General features: G+C 46.7%; 12 protein-coding genes and 2 pseudogenes. 4 read left to right on the top strand and 10 right to left on the bottom strand.

All coding sequences use genetic code 11. The annotated features are described in order from the left end of the window. The 5 genes and pseudogenes from QVP94_RS02120 to QVP94_RS02100 form a co-directional block, all read right to left on the bottom strand. Positions 1–592 (bottom strand): annotated as a pseudogene (locus tag QVP94_RS02120) (GH92 family glycosyl hydrolase); the annotation flags it as partial. Between the two features lie 21 nt (positions 593–613). After that, the gene (locus tag QVP94_RS02115; protein WP_022191849.1) at positions 614–1,774 is read right to left on the bottom strand and encodes a beta-1,2-mannosidase; all 1,161 of its coding nucleotides are present in this window, start codon (positions 1,772–1,774) and stop codon (positions 614–616) included. Between the two features lie 57 nt (positions 1,775–1,831). Continuing rightward, positions 1,832–4,516 carry an alpha-L-rhamnosidase gene (locus QVP94_RS02110; protein WP_022191848.1) on the bottom strand — a complete coding sequence of 895 codons (2,685 nt, stop codon included), beginning with the start codon at positions 4,514–4,516 and terminating at the stop codon, positions 1,832–1,834. A 127-nt stretch (positions 4,517–4,643) separates the two neighbouring features. Then, positions 4,644–4,880, bottom strand: a pseudogene (locus tag QVP94_RS02105) (AAA family ATPase); the annotation flags it as partial. Between the two features lie 283 nt (positions 4,881–5,163). Next, positions 5,164–6,339 carry a DUF4934 domain-containing protein gene (locus tag QVP94_RS02100; protein WP_022191846.1) on the bottom strand — a complete coding sequence of 392 codons (1,176 nt, stop codon included), beginning with the start codon at positions 6,337–6,339 and terminating at the stop codon, positions 5,164–5,166. A gap of 128 nt (positions 6,340–6,467) precedes the next feature. On the opposite strand from QVP94_RS02100, the gene ruvB reads away from it, so the two are divergent. Beyond that, positions 6,468–7,493, top strand: coding sequence for a Holliday junction branch migration DNA helicase RuvB (gene ruvB / locus QVP94_RS02095; RefSeq protein WP_010182716.1), 1,026 nt, complete (start codon positions 6,468–6,470; stop codon positions 7,491–7,493). 10 nt (positions 7,494–7,503) lie between these two features. After that, the gene (locus QVP94_RS02090) at positions 7,504–9,000 is read left to right on the top strand and encodes a lipopolysaccharide biosynthesis protein (protein WP_022191845.1); all 1,497 of its coding nucleotides are present in this window, start codon (positions 7,504–7,506) and stop codon (positions 8,998–9,000) included. On the opposite strand, the gene QVP94_RS02085 is transcribed toward QVP94_RS02090, so the two are convergent. Continuing rightward, a complete protein-coding gene (locus QVP94_RS02085; RefSeq protein WP_022191844.1) occupies positions 8,997–11,084 on the bottom strand; it encodes a sensor histidine kinase in 2,088 nt (695 codons plus the stop codon). The genes QVP94_RS02090 and QVP94_RS02085 overlap by 4 nt on opposite strands. A gap of 138 nt (positions 11,085–11,222) precedes the next feature. Here QVP94_RS02085 and QVP94_RS02080 point away from each other — a divergent pair, with 138 nt between their 5' ends. Next, complete coding sequence (locus QVP94_RS02080) at positions 11,223–12,581, top strand: TIGR00341 family protein (protein WP_009016492.1); 1,359 nt, start codon at positions 11,223–11,225, stop codon at positions 12,579–12,581. A 29-nt stretch (positions 12,582–12,610) separates the two neighbouring features. Continuing rightward, positions 12,611–14,743: a dipeptidyl-peptidase Dpp7 gene (gene dpp7, locus QVP94_RS02075; RefSeq protein WP_009275523.1), complete on the top strand. Its 2,133-nt coding sequence runs from the start codon at positions 12,611–12,613 to the stop codon at positions 14,741–14,743. Between the two features lie 116 nt (positions 14,744–14,859). On the opposite strand, the gene QVP94_RS02070 is transcribed toward dpp7, so the two are convergent. The 4 genes from QVP94_RS02070 to QVP94_RS02055 form a co-directional block, all read right to left on the bottom strand. Beyond that, on the bottom strand, positions 14,860–16,029 hold the full coding sequence (locus QVP94_RS02070) for a C1 family peptidase (protein WP_005860557.1): 1,170 nt from the start codon (positions 16,027–16,029) through the stop codon (positions 14,860–14,862). Between the two features lie 73 nt (positions 16,030–16,102). After that, a complete protein-coding gene (locus QVP94_RS02065; RefSeq protein ID WP_005860559.1) occupies positions 16,103–17,713 on the bottom strand; it encodes a dipeptidase in 1,611 nt (536 codons plus the stop codon). A gap of 247 nt (positions 17,714–17,960) precedes the next feature. Then, positions 17,961–19,328 carry a TolC family protein gene (locus QVP94_RS02060; RefSeq protein WP_005860561.1) on the bottom strand — a complete coding sequence of 456 codons (1,368 nt, stop codon included), beginning with the start codon at positions 19,326–19,328 and terminating at the stop codon, positions 17,961–17,963. A 38-nt stretch (positions 19,329–19,366) separates the two neighbouring features. Beyond that, a complete protein-coding gene (locus QVP94_RS02055) occupies positions 19,367–22,549 on the bottom strand; it encodes an efflux RND transporter permease subunit (RefSeq protein WP_005860563.1) in 3,183 nt (1,060 codons plus the stop codon). Positions 22,550–22,554: the final 5 nt, after the last annotated feature.

The following is a 22,554-nucleotide window of genomic DNA, read 5'->3' as shown; positions in this document are numbered from 1 at the left end:
CTACACGACGGGCTAAATCCAACTGGATGCGGGACTGCTTATTCTCGGGGAAAACGAATCTCAGCATACCGCTATGAGGAGCCGCAGTCGCCTCCGCTTGTATCTGGTAATCGCTCAGCAATACCTTATAATATCCAGCCTTGGCCTCCTCGGATGATTTATCATACCGGGAACGATACCCGGCTACGCCCCCCTCTTTTCCTGAGTTCGTACGCAGATCGCCCACGGTAGGCATTACCAATAAATTACCCAGATCACCGTACCAGCCGATACCACTCATCTGTGTAAAGGCGAATCCCTCGATCGTCTCATGCTCGTAGCTATATCCGGAACCATTGTCGCCCCCCGTAATCGTATTCGGACTTACCTGTACCATACCGAAAGGGGTAGTCGCACCGGGGAAGGTCTTCCCCAAGCCATGGTAAGCACCGGCCGCCTCCGTATTCGTACTCGCCCCGATAAAGGGATTTACATAATCAGAGAAATGAACCTCCTCGATAGTCCGGGTCGGACCGGAACAGGCAGTTCCCACCAACGCGAGCGATAACGCCGTGGTCGTTATCCATTTCAAGTTTCTTGCAAGTTGTATCATTATTTCTATCCTCATTATACTTTAAAAATTCAATTGTTTATCCGATACGGCTACCGCCACGAATGAATCGGCACAACCATAATACAGATACCATTTATTCTGGTAATAGACCAGTCCTTCCACGAATACCGTACCCGCAGGGTATTGGCCGCTTTTCTCAAAGTCATCCGTCGGTTGCAAGAAAGGCTTATCCAGACGGCCGATCAATTTCGTCGGGTTATTTACATCGAACAATGCTTGTCCGGCACAATAAGAGTTCGCCGGATAAGCGGTATCCCCTTTTTCTCCCGGTTCGTTTTTACCATTATACAACAGAACGATACCATCCTTCGTCAAGATAGCGGGAGGTCCACATTCGGTCAACTGGCTATCGAAATAGCCGGAACGGGGAGAGAACAATTTAAGCAACTCACCATTCTCATCCAACAGTGGGTCCCAATCGGTCAAATTATCGGAGGTAGCCGCATATACGTTCTTTTCCCCCCAGTACATGAAATACTTGCCATTCACTTTCGCAATGACCTGCTTATCTCCCTTTAAAGTCGTGACTAGCGATGCGGATTTAGTCGCCTCATCCTTGAATTTACCATTATAGGCTTTCTCAAAAGCCGGACCGAACTTCGTCCAGTGTTTCAAATCCTTCGAGGTCGCCACCGCCAGACGAGGCACCTTGCGGTTCCATTGCGTATATAGCAAGACATACGTACCATCCTCGGTCATAGCGATACGAGGATCTTCCGTACCTCCGGGACATTCGTTCTCCGCTTGATTATCTTTAGCCGGATAAAAAACAGGCTCCGTATCCCTCTCAAAATGGATACCGTCAGTAGAGGTCGCGTATCCCAAACGGGAAGTCCGGGAACCGATTCCTTGAGCGGAGTTATCTTCCGCACGGTACATCACCACGATCTTCCCATCGTAAATCGTAGCCGCCGGATTAAATGTGTCACTCTCCTCCCATGCTACAGAATCTTCCCGCATCGGGCAATAAAACTTAGTTGGCAATGGCTTAATTACCGGATTCACACCAGCCGGACGCACAAACCCGTCCAAGCACCAAGCCGTCTCCGATGCAGTTTCCGACACAGCTTCCACCATCTGATCTTTCTTTTGAGAGCCGCAAGCTACGGTCACCAATCCCAATAAACCGAAAGCAGAGGCTAATAATGTTTCTTTAATCATGTTATATTCGTAGTATTAAGTTATATTTATTTCCAAAAGAAGGGAATCATATGATTCCTATTCCGCAGGTAGCGATAGCGTGTGTTTTCCACTTTCCAACAGAATCGAACCCGCCGATATTTCTACATTATTCCCATCTAACACACAATTCGATACGTTAAAGGGAGCGATAAAAGTCGCCGTACTATTCGCTGGTATCTCCAGATCAAGGGAAAGCGATCGGTTCTCCATAGTCCAAGACACACGTGCCGTACCGTAAGGGGTCTCTCTCGCCACCCTCGCCCACGTCACGCCATCCGGCACTTGCGGTTTGATAAAGAAATGTTTATAGCCCGGCCTATCCTCATCCGGCAAGATCCCTCCGATCGCCTGACAGAACCAAGCGCCAATGCCATTGAAACAATTATGAACCTTACTACGTTCTCCCGACCAGTATTCCCAAGTCGTAGAAGCCCCTTGATCGATCATATATAGATATCCCGGTAGCTCTCTCTTTTTCAGCATGGAATAGAGAAAATCAGCCTCTCCGTTCTTTATCGCCCAATCGGTCAAGATCGTAACACCCACCAAACCGGAACCGATATGGCCCTTACAATTCTCCAAAGTCTCTCGATATAAACCTTCCTTTACCTCGGGCATATGCTGTTCATCTGTCACGCCGACCAACATCGGATAAATCCGATCGATCTGGGAGCCTGTAGCGTACTGTTTCTTCTCCGGATCATAGAAAGTCTTCTGGATAAGCTCGTTCAATCGTTGGCGACGCTCTTTATACTTAGCGGCATCCTCCACTTTCCCCAATACCTTCGCGATCTTCTCCATCGTAGTGAGGCAATCGCTTATAAAGCAGTTGCTAACCAGATCTACCGATGACTGCGCCATATAATCGACACCCGCCGGAGCCAACCAATCCCCTAAATACCATGCCCGATAATCCGTATCTGGCCAACGTTTCAGCAACCCATCGACCGTATACGCATCCACATAACGCAACCAATGTCGCATAACCGGATAATATCGCTCGATCAGACGGCTATCCCCATAATTCAAATAAGTCTGCCACGATCCCGTGATAATAAAGCCACACCAATACGGACCACCTCCCGCCGGGTATGGATTCGGTACGCAATGCGGCATACCCCCATCCTCACGGATGCAATCCTGCCACATCTGCATCCAGTTCATATACACGGAAGAGCCCTCATACAATGTCTGGAAACTCTTACAAGAGGCATTTCCATCCCCACCGTATCCCATACGCTCATAATGCGGGCAGTCTACGATATAACCACTGAAAGCTAGGTTCTTGAAAGTATATTTGATCATCGCATAGATAGCATTCAAGTCCGGATCCGAGCACTCGAAAGACGAGGCATCCTTATAATCCGTATGAATCAGATAGCCGGTTACCTCCTCGGGAGCTTTCGCCAAACCGGATATCCTTATATATTGAAACGCATGGTGGTTAAATTTATTTCGGAATACCTCTTTGCCTTGTCCGGAACCGATATACCAATCCTCATACTGTCCGTTCTCCTCTTGTGGCTTGAAATCTTCGTTTTCATTTAACCAATCCGTATATTCCATACGGACCCGGTGGCCTTCCGGTAATTTTGGGAAACTCAGCTCAACCCAACCATTTAACGCCTGTCCCATATCTACGAGCCAAATACTGTCCCCTATCTGCTTGATTTCCTTGGGACGGATGATCTCTTGTATTCGATTAGGCTCACACATCTGGGGACTTACCTCTATCCCGGGTACCTCCACCTCCAACACCGGCTTCCAATCCAGTTCGTCGAGCGTAGCCGTTGTCAAATCCGGCAACACCTTCCTCCCATCCACACATTCACCCCCGAATTGATGGGGATACCAAGTACCGGTACCGGTCTCACCATACATACTTCCCCGGCCTTCCCAAGAGCTATCCGTAACGAGTAGCGTACTTGTAGTGCCATTTCTTTGAATCTCGTCCAATCGCAGTTTAACCAACGGCCCATCATGAACGGCATTAAAAGTAGCTTTTCTGTACCAGCCACGGCCCAACCAGAGCAATAAGTCGTTTATTCCCTGCTTTGCGTACGGCGTAAGATCGTACGTCACGGACAAGGATCTTTTGTTTAGTTGAGACGTCGCCGGCGAGAGAACATCTTCCGATACCTTCCTGCCATTTAAATAGATCTCATGATACCCTAAGGAGTTTACATGAAGGAGTAATGTGGCATCACGGTCTTGAAGCTCGAACTTCTTCCTTAACATCGGATTCTTCTCATCCGGCATCCCTATATATTTGCCTTGCCATTCCGCTTTATCCAAAAGCCCGATCCCAAAGCGATTGACCGGACTCCAGTCCGAGGATTCCCCCTTATCATCCCATACCCGGACTTTCCAATAGGCCAGCACACTAGATCGCAACTCTTTCCCTCGATAAGGGACCATCACGGAAGCGGACGATTCCACCTTACCTGAATTCCATAGATCGGCTTTGCCTTGAGCCAGCAAGGAACTATCCGTGGCTACTTGTATCTCAAAATACGCTTGCCGCATAGTTTGCCCGTCTGTCTCGATTTTCCAGCTAAAATGGGGATGGGTATTGTCGATCGCAACCGGATTCTCCAAGTTCTCACAACGAAGATCTTTTAAGATGATCCTCCGTCCGGATTCACAGCCCGACATCAGTAACAATAGGGTCACAAAGTAGATAGATATACATTTCATGATAAATAAATTGAGATTACGCATGAATATACTTTCTAATGGCTTACGATACTTATATCCCCGGTAAATATTAAGATTTATTAAACAAGAAAGGCGAGCCACTCGCAAATGACTCGCCTTCCTATGATTCCTCAAGAATGGCTAGAAGCGGATCTTGTAGGATTGGTTGCCAATATAAATTATCGAACAGCTCCTTTTTCCCTTGGAAATAGGCCTCCAGCGTGGACAGCAACAGGCTTTTCCCGAAGCGTCGGGGGCGGCTGAGGAAGTAATACTGTCCGGTAGTAACCAATTGATAGACCAAGGCTGTCTTGTCAATATAGAGATAGCCGTCCTTGCGAATTTTCTCGAAGTTCTGTATGCCGATGGGATAAATTGTCTGGTTCATATCGTCCTATATTTTATGCGACTTATAAGCAAAGTTACATAAAATATAGGAGAGGAACCGTATCTTTAGAAGTAAATTTTCAACAATAATATCTTACTATGAAGTCGATTTACAATTCGCTGATAATAAGATAGATAAATATGCTTGTCGGATTTCCGTAAAAACACGTACATGTTTTCACGGATTCACGTACGTGTTTTTGGGAATTCACGTACGTGTTTTCCGAAAAACATGTACGAATAAAAAACAAGTCTGGAAAAATAGACAATAAGTAAGAAGTTTTTTACTCCTTATACTTAGCCACCATAATCACGGGGTTGGATTCCTCATTCAATCCCGCTGCGATCTCATTCAAGCGGCCTTTCAGCTTACCTTTCCCGTAGGCTTCCACCAACTCATTGGCTTCTAGTTTCTTTATGAAAGCGATCCCATCGTTATTGATGATCTTTAGTATTCCGTGTTCGTACCACATATTAACGGGTGTCTGATCTACGAAATCGTTATTATATACGACACACTCAAAGATAGCGTCCTCTTGTTTATCATATACCAAGTCGGTTCTGGGGAATCCGGTTTCTTTCTCAAAATCCCATTGTTTCTTTGTTGTTTGCATGAAATAATACCGGTCGGTAAGAATACTTGGATAAAGAAATACTTCCGGGGCCATAGAGCGGATAGGTGGAGTCCTTACGATAAAGGGTTTGATAGAGTGATCTTGCGAATAACTATAAATCGTATCTGTAGATGGCTCTACTAAAACCCAACTTCCATTTTGGGAAATTAATTCGGTATTACGAGGTCCCGCGGCCCAACCTCCTTTCGATAAAAACGGTGATATCTTATGCTCATAAGGGAGTTCGATTTCCTTGACAATGCTCCCGTCTTGTTTGGACAGGAGCCAAAATGCGCTTTTTCTCAGATTTATATAATTGCCAATCTCATCGTAGCAGATTAAGTTGTCTTGATCGAAATTGTATGTCTTCCCGCTATTGAAATTAAAATCTTTATCGTACTTTAAAGTTCGCTTAAAGTTTCCGGACAGGTCGTATACGATAAACTGGCTCGAGTAGTAGTTGTTGATAAACAGCTCACCTTTCTCCTCATCGAGGGCAATAGACCCGATATTCGTGTATTCTTGGCTACCTTGGCCGCTGCGGTTGATTTTTCTCTGGCCTTTTCCGGTCTGGTCGAAGATAAATATATCTCCGTCTTGTCCGTTCTTGTTTCTAAGGATTATGAGATTTTTGCCGATGGCTTGCATGCTGGCTGAGGTTATGAATTCCTCATTCGTTTCTAATGGGATGTATTCCACATCCAAAAAGTCTTGAAGAATCAGTTCCTTCTTCGGATAATTTGCCGTGATATCCACGGTTAAAAAGTCGTTAGCCGGTTGCTTGCCACTTTCGCATCCCGTTATCAGGAACAGGATCATCGCAGAGATTGTGAGTATAAGTTTCATGGTAGTATGTTTTTAAAGGTGTTCTTTTAGCAAACATATGCTTTTCTCACTGTCAGAAAAATATTTTATACATCTATTTTCGTGAATGTGTTGTTTAACATTATCTTTGCAAGTCAATGAACGTGAATATGGAAGATGATTTTGATATAAGGGATGCCCGGATGCCGGAAAACGAGCGAGAGTACGAGAACGTGCTTCGGCCGCTTTCGCTCCGTGACTTCAGCGGGCAGGCGAAGGTGGTGGAGAACCTGAAGGTGTTCGTCATGGCTGCCCGCATGCGTAAGGAGGCGCTGGATCATGTGCTTTTGCATGGACCTCCCGGGTTGGGAAAGACGACGTTGTCGAATATTATAGCGAACGAGTTGGGGGTTGGTTTCAAGGTCACGTCGGGGCCGGTGCTGGATAAGCCGGGAGATCTGGCCGGGGTATTGACCTCGCTGGAGAAGAACGACGTGCTTTTTATCGATGAGATTCACCGGCTGAGCCCGATCGTGGAGGAATACCTGTATTCCGCTATGGAGGATTACCGGATCGATATCGTGATCGATAAAGGACCGAGCGCCCGCTCGATACAGATCGATTTGGCTCCGTTTACATTGATTGGCGCTACGACCCGTAGCGGCTTGCTGACTAGTCCGCTGCGTGCCCGTTTCGGTATCAATATGCACTTGGAGTATTATGATATGGAGACGCTGACGAAGATCGTGCTCCGTAGTGCTAATATTTTGAATGTAAAATGTGAGTTGAACGCCGCTAGGGAGATCGCTTCCCGTAGCCGGGGTACGCCTCGTATCGCCAACGCTTTATTGCGCCGTGTGCGTGATTTCGCTCAAGTGAAGGGGAACGGAGATATCGATAAGGCGATCGCTTGCTTCTCTTTGGAGGCGTTGAATATAGATCGGTATGGCTTGGATCAGATCGATAATAAGTTGCTGACGACGATCATTGATAAATTCCAGGGAGGCCCGGTCGGATTAACGACGATCGCCACGGCTTTGGGCGAGGACCCCGGAACGCTAGAAGAAGTGTACGAGCCTTTCTTGATCAAAGAGGGCTTTATCAAACGCACGCCCCGTGGCCGTGAGGTCACCGATTTAGCTTATACCCATCTGGGACGTAGCCGGGTGGGGGAACAAGGTTTTTTATTTGATTAGACAGATAGATATGGCAGGAGGAATGAAGCGGCTCGCTAAAGAGACAGCCGTTTATGGATTGAGTAGTATAGTGGGGCGTTTCCTGAATTGGATGTTGGTACCGATGTACACACGTGTGTTGGCCGGAACAGGGGATTATGGGATCGTGACGAATTTATATGGTTGGACAGCCCTGTTGCTGGTCTTGCTTACTTATGGCATGGAGACGGGTTTTTTCCGCTTCATCAACAAAAAAGAGGAGCAAGAGCCGATGCGGGTGTATGCTTCCGTGCTGTATTGCTTGCTGGGAAGTTCGGCGCTGTTTAGCGTAGCGGTTTTCGCCTTATTGCCATCTATTAGCGCCAGCTTGGGATATGGCGACCATCCGGAGTATATCGGGATGATGGCGGGTATCGTGGCGGTAGACGCTTTTTGTTGCATTCCGTTCGCTTATCTTCGGTATAAGGGGAAAGCATGGCGTTTCGCCGGGATTAAGTTGCTGAGTATTTTCTTGAATATTATCTTGAATATATTCTTCTTGATCACTTGTCCGTGGTTGCATGCGCACTATCCGGAGGCGATAAGCTGGTTCTATCGTCCGGATTATGGGGTAGGCTATGTATTCGTGGCGAACGTGTTTACGACACTGATAACCTTATTGCTTTTGATCCCGGATATCTTGCCGGGCATACGGGCGAAAGTAGACGGAACGGTATTGAAACAAATCTTGCGTTATTCCTTCCCGATCCTCATTCTAGGTATTGCCGGTATCTTTAACCAGACGGCAGATAAGATCCTGTTTCCATTCTTGTTTGATGATAAGGAGTACGCGAACGAGCAATTGGGTATATACGGCGCATGCTTCAAGATCGCCGTGGTGATGGTGATGTTCACGCAGGCTTTCCGGTATGCCTATGAGCCGTTTATTTTCGCTAAAAACAAGAGCGATGATAATAAGAAAGCCTACTCGGAAGCGATGAAATATTTCATCATATTCGCCTTGTTTATCTTCCTCGGGGTAATGTTCTATATCGATATCTTGAAGTATTTTGTCGGGCCGGCTTATTATCCCGGATTACGGGTAGTGCCGATCGTGATGCTGGGCGAGTTGTTCTTCGGTATTTATTTCAACCTCTCCTTATGGTATAAGCTGATCGACCAGACACGATGGGGCGCCTATTTCTCCACGATCGGATGTGTGGCCACGGTCTCTATCATCTTGCTGTTCGGTCCCTCGTACGGTTATATGGCTTGTGCGTGGGCATCGTTCTTTTGTAATTTATTGATGATGCTTTTATCCTATTTTGTAGGACAAAAGAAATTCCCGATCGAGTACGACTTGAAATCCGCGTTTCTTTATTTCGGAGTGGCGACGGTGTTATACGTGGCAGGCATGGCACTGCCGATACAGTCTGAATGGCTCCGGTTGGGATACCGTACAATCTTATTAGGCGTATTCATCGCGTTTATGGTTAAAAGGGATTTACCTTTACGAGAACTCCCGTACGTAGGACGTTTCTTTCGTTAATCGGTAGGTTCGGAGGGCTTGGACGGCGTGGCGATTGGCATCGTGATAACGAAGCGTGAGCCTTTCGTATAAGACGGATCTGTCTTTATCTTACCGTTTAGCCGGTTAACGATCAAGCGACATAGGTAAAGCCCCAGGCCAGAGCCGGGAATGAAATCATTGGTCTTCGTGAAACGCTCGAATATCCATTCCTGTTTGTCTTGAGGGATGCCGCAACCCGTATCTGTTACCGACAGGGTCACTAAATTGGCTCCGCTATCCAGATGGTATGAAAGTGTGATGCTTCCTTTCTCCGTGAATTTATTTGCGTTTGCCAGCAGATGCGAGATGATCAAGCTGAAATAAGCGCGGTTGGTCAAGATCATATCATTCTCCTTATCGCCTTCCACCACATAGTTGATCTCCGGCTTCTCTTGATATTTCTTTACCTGTTGCATCTCATATAAACAAAGCTCATGGATTCGTGTGGGAACAAGAGGAAGGGAATCATTGCCGCTATCGAGCTGGGCGATCTCAAGGAGATTGTTCAGCATGGAAGTCAAGTGGTAACAGTTTTCATAGATAATACGGCTGAAAGCCTGTTTCTCGTCCATGGAGATATCGTCGTTGGTGATGAGTTCCGAGAAACCGTTGATCGCGTTTAAGGGAGTCCGTATCTCATGCGACATATTCCGGATGAAGGCGGTCTTCATCTCCTCGCTCTCTTGTGCCTTCTGGTTCGCTATCAGGACCTGCTCGTTGGATTTCTGTAATGCTTGATAAAGAGATCTCATCTTGCCTAACCGGAAAAAGATATAGAACACGGCGCATAAGGCTAGAAGCAATAGGGATATATATAGGTAATTCTCCTTCTTGCTTTTCTGCAATTCCAATTCCAATGATTTCTTTTCGATCACCAACTTGTTCGCCCCTTTCTCGATCTCGAGATTCTCCATTTTCTTCCGGAGTTCTTGCATACGCAAGGTATCTAGCAATACCGCATACTCTTTGGATGTCTCATAGGCCTCCTTGTACATCCGGAGGCTGTCGTAGGCGGCGGCTTTTGCGGATACATAGGCGATTACATGCTCCTTGTAAAGCGGTATTTGTTTGGAGAAATTGATCAAGGAGTCGCTGAACTCAATGAATTTCATGTAGTCCTTGATGTTTAGGTAATAATTGGCGGAAGTATAGTATAGCTCGTATTCCGGGGTGGTGCTAGCCGCCTCCGGATAAGCCTTCAATAACTTTTGGAACTCATGGAAATAGGAAGTGGCCAAATCCTTCCCGATAGCCTCGGCGCTGATGGCGAGGTTGGAGTAGGCGCTTAGCAAGTGGCGCTTGTTAGTCGCGTAAGGACGTTTGCTCATCTCCGGGATATTGGAGTATCCTAAGATCGTATTGAGATAGCGGGTTGCGTATTTCCCTCTCTCCCAAGGGTCGGCAGCGTAGGCGCATAGCATGAAATAGGTGTTAGGCAAGAAATTGTATGCGTATCGTAGGGGCAGTTTTTCAGCCTCGGTCAAGACGTTGTCGAAATATTCTTTCCCTTGCTTGAAGTCCTCCTTAAGCATGTTCTCCTCCATGACGCTGTTGCTGACAGCCATACCAAGTACATAATTGCAGGCTATTTTCTCATAGGGAGACAATTTGTCGGGTTCCTCCAGCTTGAATAGGCAATTCATGAGGACTTTCCTTCTTGGTTCACCGGATGTGTAGAATATGACGCGCGTATCTTGGATCATTTTCATGAACGATACGAGGCTGGTTCTGGCTTCTCCTTTTAGCTCCTGCTCGGCTTTGGCGATATAGACATTTGCGCTATCGGTTTGGTCCGTGTTGATATAATGCCGGAGAATCTCGGTCAATGCCGCTTCCTTATAGTAATTGTCATTCGCTTTTAAGGCTTCCTGATAGAGTTGTTTAGCGTTTACTAATATGTCATCGTTTCGTGAGATATCCATCAAGTTGGCGAGGATTTCCAGCCTTGTGCGCTCGGAGGTCGTTTTTTGCAAGGCGCTTTTAAGCGAGTCTGGTGTAGTCGTTTGAGATGAAACGACAAAGGACATAAATAATAAGCATAAATGTATTAGATATCGTTTCATACAAATAGAATCTCTTGTTGTGTTTATTGTATTACAAATGCAAATATACGTAATCTCACCATAAAAAAGCTATTAAATAGTTAGAAAAACAAACAATTGAAATATCTTTGCATAAATATGGGACAAGATTAATACCGCATGGAAAAAGGATTGCTACATAAACAGATTATGGATTTTTTTGTCCGTAATTTCGACGTCAGGCAGGACAAAGAGGATGAACTGGACACGATAGAATCTATTAAGAAGGGAGTCGAATTTAAGGGGACAAATTTATGGGTACTTATTTTCGCTACATTTGTGGCCTCTCTCGGATTGAATACGAACTCTACGGCCGTGATTATCGGCGCCATGCTGATCTCGCCGTTGATGGGACCGATCATGGGATTCGGCTTGGGATTGGGAATCTCCGATTTCGAGTTGATCAAGCGTTCGTTCCGTAATTTCGCTACCGCTACTATTTTTAGCGTGATTACCTCCACCTTATATTTCTTGATCTCACCGATCAGCGAGGCGCAAAGCGAGTTGCTTGCCCGTACGCAACCTACGGTATACGATGTATTGATCGCTTTCTTCGGCGGTCTGGCCGGAATCGTGGCGAGCTCGACAAAGAGTAAGGGTAACGTGATTCCGGGTGTAGCTATCGCTACGGCTTTGATGCCTCCGCTTTGTACGGCTGGATTCGGGTTGGCGAGTGGCAATTTGTATTACTTTTTCGGTGCTTTTTATCTGTATTTTATCAATACGGTTTTTATCAGTTTGGCTACGTTTGTTGTCGTTCGTTTGTTGAAATATCCGAAGAAAGTTTTCTTGGATAAACAACGGGAAAAGATCGTGACTCGTTACGTGGGTATCATTGTTTTTTTCACGATCGTGCCGAGCCTTTTCTTGAGTTATAACTTGATCCGGAGTAGTTATTTCAATGATCGGGTACGTAACTTCGTATCGGAGGAGTTGACTTTCCCGAATACGCAAATCTTGAATAAGGTCGTTACGGATACGAGCGAGAAAAAGGAGGTGAAAGTAGTCTTGATCGGCCAGACGGTACCGGATGAGATGATCGCTAACGCCCGGGCTAAATTGCCTAAGTATGGATTGAAAGATGTGCATTTAGTCGTGCAACAAGGCTTCGGACAAGAGGCCACGGATATCAATGAGTTGAAAAGCCTCTTGATGCAGGATTTATATAAGAATAGCGAGGAGGTGCTACGTGCGCAGACCATCCAGATAGATTCGTTAAAACGACAGGTTGACAAATATCAGAGTTATAGGCGTTTGACATCCGAGTTGATCCCGGAGATGAAGGTTCTTTTCCCCTATGTAGTCGAGGCTTCTTGCTCGAATACGTATATCGTGAATACGGAGACGGCGAAGCCGGATACGGTTATGCTGGTTTATCTGAAAAGTAAGACGATCATTAAAGATGCGGAACGTAAGAAGATCAAGGAATGGCTGTCGGCTCGTGTGGAAATGAAAAATATTAAATTACTAATCGAATAATTTAGACTAATCAGAGTAGAATGAAGTTGATGAAAAGAGTGTGGGCGGCTTTGTTGCTTTTAGCCGCTTCCGGCCAGTTATATGCCGATGAGGGCATGTGGGTGCTGAAGGAATTAAATAAGCAGAATTTGGCGAGAATGGCCGAGTTGGGTTTTACCCCATCCTATGATCAGTTGTATAGTGAGACGGATCCTTGCGTGGCGAACGCCGTGGTAATCTTCGGTGGGGGATGTACTGGTATTACGGTCTCTAACGAGGGATTGATCTTCACGAATCACCATTGTGGTTTCGGAGCCATCCAGCAGTTGAGTAGTGTGGAGCACGACTATCTGAAAGATGGTTTTGTCTCTCAAAGTAAACAGGAAGAACTTCCGGTTCCAGGCTTGACAGTACGTTACCTGAAAGAGACCGTAGACGTGAGCGATCGTATCAACAGCCAGATCTCCGGTATCGAGGATGAGTTCCAGCGTTTGTCGGCGGCTGATTCTATCGGTCGTGTGATTTGTGATTCCGTGGGAAATAATGAGTTCCTAGCGGCTGATGTTGTTCCTTTCTATAGCAATAATAAATATTTCTTGGTAGTGTACGATGTTTATCGTGACGTGCGTATGGTTTTCGCTCCGCCTAGCTCTATCGGTAAGTTCGGTGGCGATACGGATAACTGGATGTGGCCTCGGCATACCGGTGATTTTTCCGTATTCCGTGTGTACGCCAACGCGGATAATAAACCGGCGGAATACAATGCGGATAATAAGCCTTATACCCCGAGATATGTAGCGGAGGTGTCTATGCAAGGCTATCAAGATAAAGATTATGCCATGACAATCGGTTTTCCGGGAAGCACGGATCGTTATTTGTGCTCTTGGGGCGTGCAACAGCGTATCGAGAATAGTAATAAGCCCCGTATCGAGGTGCGTGGCATCAAGCAGGGCATCTGGAAAGAGGCGATGTTGGCTAGCGACGCCGTACGTATCAAATATGCCTCTAAGTATGCGGGAAGCTCCAATTATTGGAAGAACTCGATCGGTATGAATAAAGGATTGGCGAATCTAAACGTGATCGAACGTAAACGTGCGGAGGAGACGGCCTTCGCTGATTGGGTAGCGAAAGATCAGGCCCGGGGCGCTAAATATGGCGAGGTCTTGAATTTGCTGGAAAAAGGATATACCTCGACCAATAAATATAGAGAGGCTTTGACCTATTTGAATGAGGCGTTTTCTAGTGGAGCGGAGATTATTCGTTTGGCCCGTATGGTGCAATCGGTGGATATTGAAGGAGCTACCCCGGAAGAGATTACTGTCTTTTTAGAGGATCGTATCCAACCGTTCTTCAAGGATTACGAGCCGTCTTTGGATCAGAAGGTACTGGCCGCGATGATGAAGATCGCGAAAGAACGTGTATCTCCGGAGTTCTTGCCGGATATTTATACGAGCGTTGATAAGAAGTATAAAGGAAATTATGAGAAATATGCGGCGGATGTATTTAAGAAGACTTCCTTATTGTCGTACGACAAGATCGCCGAGATGTTGAGAAATCCGAAGCAATATGAGAAATTGAGAAAAGATCCGGCGGCGGAACTGAGCTTGTCCGTATTGGTGTCTATCTTCCAGTTACAGCAGTTGATGGGTGATGCGGAGTATGATATCGCTAAGGGAGAACGTTTGTATTTCGCGGGCTTGAAGGAGATGTATCCGGAGAAAGCCTTGTCTTCCGACGCTAATTTCACGATGCGTTTGAGCTATGGTTCTATCGGAGGGTATCGTCCTTATGATGCCGCATGGTACAATTATTACTCAACGGATAAAGGTATCCTAGAGAAAGAGGACCCGACGAGCGATGAGTTCTGGGTACAACCGGAGATACTGGATCTGGTTCGTAGCCGTGATTTCGGACCTTACGCAAATGAAAAAGGGGAATTGCAGCTGTGCTTCCTCTCGAACAATGATATCACGGGTGGTAATTCCGGTAGCCCGGTATTCGATAAGAACGCCCGTTTGATTGGACTTGCTTTCGACGGTAACTGGGAGGCGATGAGTGGTGATATCGCTTTTGAACCGGATTTGCAACGTTGCATCGGCGTAGATATCCGCTATGTCCTTTTCATGATCGATAAATGGGGTAAATGCCCGAGGTTGATTGAGGAGTTGAAACTGGTTCGATGAGAGAAAAAAGAGATGGGCATCCGTGATTTCCGCGGATGCCCATTCTAAGGAGCTTATAATGCCCATCGTAAGGTGCTTTGAATGCCTATTGTAAGCGCCTTACGATGGGCATTGTACTAAATGCCTAATTTAGACTTGATTGCTTTCGGTATTGCGTCCTTATGCACCATGATGTAAATCGTCTTGGCACGGACAAAGCTATCTGACATGTTGAGGTAACCGCCGAATGTATTACGTTCGGTTCCCCAAGAGTTCTTCGTGATATAATATTTCGTGCCGTTTTGATCCTTGGCGATGCCGGTAAGGTGCATCAAATGGTCATCGGTCGTGACGAACGCCTCGAAGCCTTCTTGACGGACCTGCGGGGTGACGTTTACTTCCGGGAAAGGTTTCTCGAATTTGTAGACTTCCTCCAGACGTTCCTTCTCGTCCATTTTCTCGAAGCGGGCACGGTCGGTAGTCGAGTAATCTTCCACCTTCTTTACCTCCGGGTTGATCGCCACGCCATTCTTGAAAGAGAAGCCTTTCTCGCTCACGTCGCCATCCCAGCATACCGTGTAACCGTTATTCAACGCATAATCCGCTACTTCCATCATTTCATTCAATGGTAGGTTATACATTTGCGCATGCTCCCAGTTATCGGGAACCTCTACCTCGAATTTCTGGTAATACGGATGATGCGTGAAGCTTGTCAGTTCGATATAATCGTCCATATTCAACCCTAGGGAGGCGGCGAATGTCTTCGGGGTATATTCCTTGCCTTGATAGGTGAATTTCTCCGGAAGCTTGCCTAGGTAGGTATCGAATAGGTTATCGATTAGTTTGTAATATTCCGGGCTCCGTTTTTTCATATCCACGGCGGTCGTTGCGATCGCCTTGATGTATTTTACCATCTCGGCATGATTGTGCCGGTCGGAATCGTAGTTGATACCCGAGTACACCTCTTCGGGAACGATACCTACTTGGTTGAAAGCGTTCATGAAGGTGTGGGAGAGACTTCCTTGACCGATATTACCTCTACCTTGGCGGACATAATTATCCTGCAACTGGTTCATGTATTTCTGGCGGACGATAAACATCTCGGAGAGATCGTACGTCCCTTTTCCCATACGGAGTAATTCGGACTCCATGAAAGAGGTCGTGGCGAAACACCAGCAGGTTCCCGTGGATGCTTGATTCTTGACTGGCGTGGCGGGTACCTTTACTACATCCGTAAATTGGTAGCCTTGGGCGAATGTGCTCAAGGAGCCTAACGCTAAGGCGCATGATAGAATGAATGTTCTCATTGTATATGAATTTAAGTTTATATTATTATTGTAGAGACGGGGCGTGCCTCGTCTTTACTATCGGATGTGGTGATTAGAAGCCTCTTTCGAATTGGGTCCAGAATGAGTCTCCCATTTCTCTCCAGCGTAGCATCGTGGCTCCGGCGAAATCGGCGGTATATCCGGTTAGGTATTCTTTTGCGGCCTCCTCACCTTGTTGGGTAAGAATCTCTTTGTAACGGCTCTCTACGAAAGGAAGTTCTGTCTGCCCTTTCTCCGTAAAATGGGCGATAGATGCTTTCATACGATCTTTAGTCGCTCCCCAACGTACGGTGGCGAGTTTGTTGGCACGACGGAAAGCCCATACGGCGGCATCTTCCCGGTAACGGTGCTGTCCGCAAACCTTGAAGCAAGCCGGGAGATCTTTCGTCCCACAGAAGATGGGGATGCGGGGGCTTTGTCCGGGATTATCATAGGCCATCCAAACCACGCCGCCTACCGCGTCGGGCAGCCAGTCACGCAATTGGATCACGGTAGAGTAGGAGCATTGCGGCACGGCTACAAGGCGGTAGCGTTTCACGGCATCCGGTCTGAGTCCGTTTAACATGTTTACCATATCCGTAGTCATCCACGGATTCGCTACCGGGCTGATAATGGTATCTGTCTCGTTACTATCTTTTTTCTTGACGGCGACTTTCAGGTTCTTCGTCATATCATATTCCGTCCCCTCATACGTCTCGGAGAGAAGGGCCATCACGTCGGTCACGTCAACCGGTTTTTCCGGTTTTACGCTGATCGGAAGTTCCTCGGCATCATAAGAAAGATGCAAGGATGGCGCCAGCTTATTCAAAATGAAAAACTCGCGGATGCTGAAGGATTTCAATTCTCCCGAATAGTTCCCGCCGCCATAGGCCTCCCAGAAGCGGAACGGTTTCTTCCCGTCCCAGAAGCCCATGCGCTTGGCTACCTCGAATACGTTGGCGGAAGCCATGCAATTCTCCTTGTCGCTCGGATCTACCTTGGAGATACGGGGGATATTGGCCGATACGCCCACATGATCGTCGGGGATGCGGATCGCCGCCCATACGCCACCGATCTTATCCGGACCCTCGCCGAAGACCTCGAAATGCCATACCTCTTTCGGATCCGCTATCGTAAGGCACTCGCCCCAGTCGCCATATCCGTATTTCTCGATCAACTCGCCCATTAAGCGGATCGCGTCACGGGCGGTCGTGCAACGTTGCAAGGCGATTCGCTGAAGTTCCTCGATCATGAACATACCTTTCTTGTTGACAAGGGCTTTCCGGCCGGTGATCGTTGTCTCGCCGATACCCAACTGCTTCTCGTTGAGGCAGGGATAGGCGGTGTTGAGGAATTGATACGTAGACCGCGCTTCGGGTAGCGTTCCTTTTGCGATCATCCCCCGGGTTCCCTCGGCGTATTCGGTATGCATACGTCCGGTATAGACTGTGGTTGTCGTATCGTGATCGTACGAGGCGGAAGGTACGATATCCATCCAAGTGCGGTAATTGCTATCGCAGGTGTGGCTGGTCATCACGGAACCATCCGCCGAGGCTTTTTTCCCGACCATGATACTCGTACAACTCTCCGGGTTTAACACCGGCTCCGGATACTGGATCTGTTGCGCCACGGAAACGGATAGGCTGGCGTAAAGCATGATTACATAGGTAAAAAGTTTTTTCATCTTTCTTGTATTTTAAATGTTTGTATCAATTGTCCGAGAAGATTTTTATGACCGTAAATATACGATTTATTTGTTAATTCTTGAATACGATACGACTATAAGCATGGTATAAGACGGAACAAGTCTACTAAAGTCATGAAATTATATATTAGGTGAAAGTGAGAGCGTGCTAAGAAAGGCGGATTGCCCTAAAATCACTTTCTGGGCAATCCTATAGGTTATTTCAAATATGAATAAAACGAATGGCCTATTCACGTCCTCCGCCTAAGGCTTGATAGAGGTTAATAACCCCTTGGATTTCCGTGAAACGATTAGCCACTTGGGTTAGTTGGGCATTTAATAATCCTTGTTGTGCTGTGAGTACTTCTAGATAGGTTGTCGTTCCGTGCTGCATAAGTAGGGAGGTACTTTTATAGGCTCTTTCGAGAGACTCTATCTGTTTTTCAAAGTACACAGCCTTGTCACGTGCTGTATGATATTGCACCAAAGCATCGTTAACCTCGGTTCCTGCGTTCAGTAAAGCTTGCTCAAAACTCAACCGGGCCTCTTCTTGTTGCGCTTTGGTGATTTTCAGTTGTCCTAGAAGTTGTCCTCTGGCAAAAAGTGGCTGGGTGAGTGAGCCTACTGCCGAGGCCAGAAACTTACCCGGATTGGTGATGACTGCACCTGCCGAGTTAGTCCAGCCGGCCGAACCACTTAGGGTAATAGAGGGATAAAAAGCGGAACGGGCTTGATTAGTGGCGTAAAATGCACTTTCCAGAGCATGTTCCGCTGCCCTTACATCAGGGCGGTTTGATAATAAATAGACGGGTATGCCTACTGAGAAATGTTTCGGCAGTTGCTGGTTTTCCAATTCACCTCTTTGTATGGTATGAGGTGTATCAGCCAGTAACAATACAAGGCTGTTCTCTACCTGATTGATTTGTTCTTTCAGGTCGAGGATGGATGTACAGATGCTGTAGTACGTAGCTTCCATTTGGGAAACAGCTGTTTCGTTTACTATGCCTGCATTCATTAAGGCACGGGTGGAATTGACCGTCTCTTTCCAGGAGGAAGCGGTTTGCTCTGAGATCTTCAACTGAGCATCCAGCATAAGCAGGGAATAATAAGTATTAGCTATTCCGGCGATTAGCTGTGTACGTACCGCTTGCCGATAATCTTGACTTTGTGCGTAAAGAGCTTGCGCCTGCTTTTTGGCATTGCGCATTTTACCAAATATATCCAGTTCCCAACTGGCTGTTATCGGAATCGAATAAGTCTGTGTAGCCTTATGGGAGTCGAAACTGCTCACCGCTCCTTGAGGAGCGAAAGCGAAGGCAGGCAGGAAAGCTAGCTTGGCTGACAGTAAAGCTGCTTCAGCCTCCTCTACACGGAGTTGTGCGGAACGATAGTCTGTGTTGTTTGCCAGGCCATGCTCAATGAGTGTTTGGAGCTGCGGGTCGGTGAAGACCTCCCGCCAGCTCATGTCTCCCAAGGATACAGTATCCGTTTGAGCGGTGGCCTCTGAGCCGTACAGATCTGCGGAAACCTCAGAAGCCGGTTTGTATTTTGTATATATACCACAGCTGTTTAACATAACGCATGATACAGCTAGTGTGATGATATGTCGTTTCATTCTTTTTCTATAATTGTAATTAATGGGATTCTCCCGATTTATTTATGATTCTCGCGTTCGTTTGCGCTCTTTTCTTGCTCTTGCAATACCTGTAGGTCTGCCTCTACTTCCATCGGCTTGCGGATCTTCTCTTGTAAGAACTCGAAAGCGATGTAGAATACTGGTACAACGAAAAGCAAGGCCAATGTACCGATAGCCATACCGCCGACTACACCAGTACCCAACGAGGAGTTACCGTTGGCGCCGGCTCCACTCGCAAACATCAACGGAAGCATACCGAAGATCATCGTCAATACGGTCATCAAGATAGGACGCAGACGTACTTGGGCGGCGGAGTAGGCTGATTCGATAATACCCATGCCCTTCCGACGGCGTTCGATGGCATATTCCGTAATCAAAATGGCGGTTTTTGCCAATAGGCCGATTAACATAATTACACCGGTTTGTAGATAGATATTGTTTTCCAATCCGAATAACTTAGCGAAGAGGAATGACCCCATCAATCCGAAAGGTACGGAAAAGATGACAGCGAACGGGATTAGGAAACTTTCGTATAGGCATGCGAGAATCAAGAAAATCAACAGGATACAGATCGCATAGATGAATATAGTCTGTGTACCTCCGGATGCTGCCTCTTCACGCGATATACCTCCATATTCGTAGCCATAACCGGCAGGTAGGCTCTGGTTGGCTACTTCTTTGATTACTTGCTGCACCTCTCCCGTTGAGTAACCCGGAGCTGGGTTCACGTTTACGGTAATGGCACTGAATAGGTTGAAGCGGTTCTCCACTTCTGATCCCATAATCCTCTTAAGAGTGACGAACTGACTGATAGGAGCCATCTCCGTCCCGTTGCGTACGAACATATTGTCTAATGCTTGCTCATCGAGACGATATTCAGGAGAGGCTTGCAACATCACGCGATACACTTTACCGAATTGGTTATAGTTGGAAATATAGGCACCACCGCAATAGCTACCGAGAACATCCAATACGGAAGCGGGCGAGATACCGGCTCGTTTACATTTGGCGGCATCTACATCTACAGAGATCTGCGGGAAGTTCATGGCGTAAGAGCTATAGGCCATCGCTATTTCCGGGCGTTGGTTCAAGGCTCCGAGGAATTGTAATACTGAGTTATAGAAAATCGTCTTATCGCCTCCGGTCTTGTCCTGCATGTTCAACTCAATGGAGTTACCCATGCCGTAACCCGGGATCATACTAGTTTGGAAACTAAAGATCTGTGCTTCCTTGATTTGATGGAATTGTGCGTTGAGCCGGGCAATCACCGCATCGGCGGTGTGCTCTTTTCCCTTACGCTCATCCCAGTCTTTCAGTCGGATGATAACCGAACCGTAAGAGGCTCCTTGTCCGGAGATAAGCCCATAACCGGCAATGCGGGCATAATGCTCGATCTCTGGCGTACTTTCCAGGATTTTTTCTATTTTGGCCATTATTAGCTTGTTTTCTTCTAGCGTGCTACCCGGAGCGATGGACATGTTTACCATGATCGCACCTTGGTCTTCTTGAGGGACCAAACTGGTTTTTGTGGTCATCATCATCCAGACCAACAGCACAAGCGTAGCGATTAATGATACCCATACCATCCAACGATGGTGGATGAAAAACATCACGCCTTTCTTATATTTTTCTAGCACAGCGTTGAACGAGGCGTTATAAGCGGCACGTACACGGCCGTTGATACTCTTGGTACTCTTGTTGCCATCGGATGGACGCATCATAATAGCGCAAAGCGCCGGGCAAAGTGTCAAAGCCGAGATCATGGAGATACCAACGGAAGTTGCCATGGTCACACCAAACTGAGTATAGAAAATTCCGGATGTACCTCCCATGAAAGTTACAGGGATGAACACTGCCATAAATACGCAGGTACAAGAAATGATCGCCATGGTAACATCGCCCATGGCATCTTTAGTCGCTTGATAGGGCGACTTATAGCCGACGTCGAATTTCGCCTGTACCGCTTCTACTACGACGATCGCATCATCCACCACCGTACCAATAGCCAATACCAACGCAAAAAGAGTCAAGATGTTGATACTAAATCCTGCCGCAACCAAGCAAGCGAAGGTTCCGACCAATGAGACAATGATCGAGATAGAGGGAATTAACGTACTCTTGAAATCCTGCAAGAAGAAGTAAACCACTAAGATCACGAGAATGATTGCGACGATTAGGGTCTCCACCACATTATAGATAGAGGCGAAGAGGAAGTCATTGGAACTCATCATAGTCATGAAAGAAGTTCCTTTCGGCAGATCCTGCTCAAGTTCGTTCAGCAAGTTGGTGATCTGTTCGTTCACGGCGGTAGCGTTAGAGCCTGCGGTCTGGAAAATCAAGAAGGTTACGGCTGCTTTACCATCCATTTTATTATCGAATCCATAAGTCAAAGTTCCGAGCTCTACATCTGCGATATCCTTTAGCCGTAGGACTGATCCATCATTTTGTGATCGGATGACGATCTCCTTAAATTCGTTGACATCTTTTAGGCGTCCGCGGTATTTCATCGTGTATTGGAATACGTTTTGTGAGTTCTCGCCTAATTGGCCTGTTGGAGCTTCCAGGTTCTGTTCGCCTAGTACGGCAGTTACGTCTGATGGTACCAATCCATATTGAGCCATACGATCCGGCTTGAGCCAAATACGCATACTGTAAGCATCACCTAACATCATCACATCTCCCACACCTTCGATACGTTTGATTTGTGGAATAATGTTAATGTCCAAGTAGTTGGCAAGGAATGTTTGGTCGTAGCGACCATCATCACAGACTAATGCGTCGATCTGTAAGAAACTCGTCTGGCGTTTTTGAGTGGAGACACCAATCTTGGTTACCTCGGCCGGTAGTAAGCCTTGTGCCTTAGAGACTCGGTTCTGCACATTAACCGCTGCCATGTCGGGATCAGTTCCCTGTTTGAAGAATACCTCGATAGTTGCAGTCCCTGCGTTTGTAGCGGTAGAAGTGATGTACATCATATTTTCCACACCATTGATGCTTTCTTCCAAAGGCATGATGACACTGTTCATCACAGCGTTGGCATCTGCGCCGGTATAGGTAGCTGATACATTTACTGTTGGCGGAGCGATATTCGGATATTGCTCAACAGGTAACGAGAAAAGCGAAATCAGCCCGACTACCAAGATCAGGATGGAAATGGATATAGCCATAACAGGCCGTTTGATAAATATATTCCCTTTCATAATGC

The organism is Parabacteroides sp. CAG:2 (assembly GCF_000436315.1).
GTDB classification, from domain to species: domain Bacteria; phylum Bacteroidota; class Bacteroidia; order Bacteroidales; family Tannerellaceae; genus Parabacteroides; species Parabacteroides distasonis.
The sequence above is the reverse complement of the archived record's forward strand: the minus strand, read 5'-3'. Positions and strand labels throughout refer to the sequence as shown.

Coding starts and splice junctions, on each gene's coding strand:
- QVP94_RS02060 (WP_005860561.1), bottom strand. CDS start 19,328: ATGAAACGACATATCATCACACTAGCTGTATCATGCGTTATGTTAAAC.
- QVP94_RS02085 (WP_022191844.1), bottom strand. CDS start 11,084: ATGAAACGATATCTAATACATTTATGCTTATTATTTATGTCCTTTGTC.
- QVP94_RS02080 (WP_009016492.1), top strand. CDS start 11,223: ATGGAAAAAGGATTGCTACATAAACAGATTATGGATTTTTTTGTCCGT.
- QVP94_RS02055 (WP_005860563.1), bottom strand. CDS start 22,549: ATGAAAGGGAATATATTTATCAAACGGCCTGTTATGGCTATATCCATT.
- QVP94_RS02065 (WP_005860559.1), bottom strand. CDS start 17,713: ATGAAAAAACTTTTTACCTATGTAATCATGCTTTACGCCAGCCTATCC.
- QVP94_RS02110 (WP_022191848.1), bottom strand. CDS start 4,516: ATGCGTAATCTCAATTTATTTATCATGAAATGTATATCTATCTACTTT.
- dpp7 (WP_009275523.1), top strand. CDS start 12,611: ATGAAAAGAGTGTGGGCGGCTTTGTTGCTTTTAGCCGCTTCCGGCCAG.
- QVP94_RS02100 (WP_022191846.1), bottom strand. CDS start 6,339: ATGAAACTTATACTCACAATCTCTGCGATGATCCTGTTCCTGATAACG.
- ruvB (WP_010182716.1), top strand. CDS start 6,468: ATGGAAGATGATTTTGATATAAGGGATGCCCGGATGCCGGAAAACGAG.
- QVP94_RS02070 (WP_005860557.1), bottom strand. CDS start 16,029: ATGAGAACATTCATTCTATCATGCGCCTTAGCGTTAGGCTCCTTGAGC.
- QVP94_RS02115 (WP_022191849.1), bottom strand. CDS start 1,774: ATGATTAAAGAAACATTATTAGCCTCTGCTTTCGGTTTATTGGGATTG.
- QVP94_RS02090 (WP_022191845.1), top strand. CDS start 7,504: ATGGCAGGAGGAATGAAGCGGCTCGCTAAAGAGACAGCCGTTTATGGA.